This is a genomic window from Alteromonas sp. G4i13, from assembly GCF_054960505.1.
The window spans coordinates 1-1,915 of the sequence record NZ_JBHNYX010000093.1; the positions used below are offsets into that span (position 1 = coordinate 1).

General features: G+C 44.6%; 4 protein-coding genes. 3 read left to right on the forward strand and 1 reads right to left on the reverse strand.

All coding sequences use genetic code 11. From position 1 onward, the window contains the following. From ACFI6J_RS21390 to ACFI6J_RS21400, 3 genes are all read left to right on the forward strand, one after another. The coding region (locus tag ACFI6J_RS21390) for a BLUF domain-containing protein (protein ID WP_462586390.1) at positions 1–557 on the forward strand (557 nt) is incomplete at its 5' end. 45 nt (positions 558–602) lie between these two features. Further along, positions 603–740, forward strand: a complete 138-nt coding sequence (locus tag ACFI6J_RS21395) for a hypothetical protein (protein WP_198033587.1) — start codon at positions 603–605, stop codon at positions 738–740. Positions 741–743: 3 nt separating this feature from the next. After that, entirely contained in the window at positions 744–1,061 is a 318-nt protein-coding gene (locus ACFI6J_RS21400) for a DUF1801 domain-containing protein (protein WP_020745968.1), read from the forward strand. Between the two features lie 22 nt (positions 1,062–1,083). Here ACFI6J_RS21400 and ACFI6J_RS21405 read toward each other — a convergent pair. Beyond that, positions 1,084–1,915 (reverse strand): FtsH/Yme1/Tma family ATP-dependent metallopeptidase (locus ACFI6J_RS21405; RefSeq protein ID WP_462586391.1); only part of this gene is annotated, 832 nt, incomplete at its 5' end.

The window sequence follows — 1,915 nt, forward strand, 5'->3', positions numbered from 1 at the left end:
ACTCTGACCAACCAAAAACACTGGATTTTCCATACATTTACCCAACACTACCGTTTCTGAAAACTCTGCTATATTTGAAAGATAGTCGTTGCCTGCAGTTACGCAAACAATTACGCAGTTTAGAAAAAAGGAAAGTAAAAATGAAGTTAGTGAGATTGGTGTACTACAGCCATGCCTCGCGGGAAATGTCACTTAGCGATCTGAAATCCATTCTCGACACCGCCCGCCGTAACAATCAGGCCGAGGGCATTTGCGGTATGCTTTCTTACGAACAACAATATTTTTTGCAGGCGCTGGAAGGCGAACGCAGCGCCGTTAACGAGCTTTACCTGGATATTGCTGATGACCCCCGCCATGACGAAATCACTATTATCAGCTATGAGGAAATCACCGCCCCTATTTTCAAACAGTGGAAAATGGGCTACGCCGGCGGCAGTGCCGAGTTTACTAAATTGCTCAAAGAGATGGGCCAGACTGAGTTCCTGCCGGAAACCATGAGCCCTCGACAGGCATTCCAATTCCTGCAACACCTTGCTGGTAATCAGGACAACCTTTAAGGCATAGTGGTTAAGCAATCTAACCTAAGTTAGCCAGGAGCGACTATGTCCGACGCACAGAGTTACACATCGGTAGACCAGTACATTACCGCCCTACCCGTGGAAAAGCAGCGGGTAATATCACAGTTACGCCAGACAATACTGGATAACCTGCCAGCCAGATTTAGCGAATGCATCAACTAAAACATGATTGGCTATGTGGTGCCCCATCAACTGTTCCCTGCCGGTTATCATTGCAACCCAGAATTGCCATTACCCTTTATGAACCTGGCGGCACAGAAAAGCCATTATGGCTTTTATCATATGGGCATTTATGCAATGCCTGAGCTCGAAAGCTGGTTTCGGGTCCGTTACGCCGAAGCGGTACCTACTAAGCTGGATATGGGTAAAAGTTGTATCCGTTTTAAAAACCCCAAACACATTCCCTACAACTTAATTGGCGAGTTGGTCAGCAAAGTGAGCGTTGATGATTGGATATCGGTTTATCAAAGCCTCAAAAAATAGAACTTGTTCCACTTTTACTGTTCTACTCTATTAACGACTTAAATTGCGCTTCTGATAACACTTCTTCTTCCAGTAAAGCTTGTGCAACCTTGCTTATTTGCTCCCAGTATTGGTCAACTAATTGATCAGTTTTCAGGGTTGCTTCATCCAGCCACTCTTTGATTAATTTTTCAGTCTGAGATTGAAAGTAAACGTCTCCGCTCCATTCATGTAACACTGTGGTGTCTAAGTTGTAACTATCGGGATGCATTCCGTATTTGGCAACAGGATTCCAGGCAGACCACATGGCCTGCCTCAAATCACTGCTGGCACCGGTATCTAATCCTTCATCTCCGAACTGTTTTACCTGGGCCGCTCGACCAGCTAACGCTACACATGTCTGCGAGAACCAAAAAGCTTTCGTGTAATCAATTTCTTGTTCCCTGTTGTAGGCCACCATTCCTAAAGCTTGTTCTCTGGGCACAATACTTATTTGTTCAATTATTCTCTCTGGCATCAGAACTTTTGAGATAACCGCATGACCAGCCTCATGAAAGGCGGTTTCTGCCAGCATTTTTGCGCACTTATCAAGTGTCCGTTTAGCGCCATATTTAAGAATATTAATTTCTTCCAGTAACGTACTTTGACCAATTTTGCCAGTATTCTTACTTAGAGCCTGAAGCACTGTCTCCCGATGAACCTTCTCTAAATCTGCACCGCTCATACCAGCCGTTAGTGATACGATTAAATCAACATCTATAGCCTCTTCGTAAACGTCGTACTGCAAGAACTTTTCGATAAACCAGCGCCGGGCATTTTTATCCAGGAAAGGAACATGGACATGAAGATCAAGCCTTCCTGAACGTAATAATGCT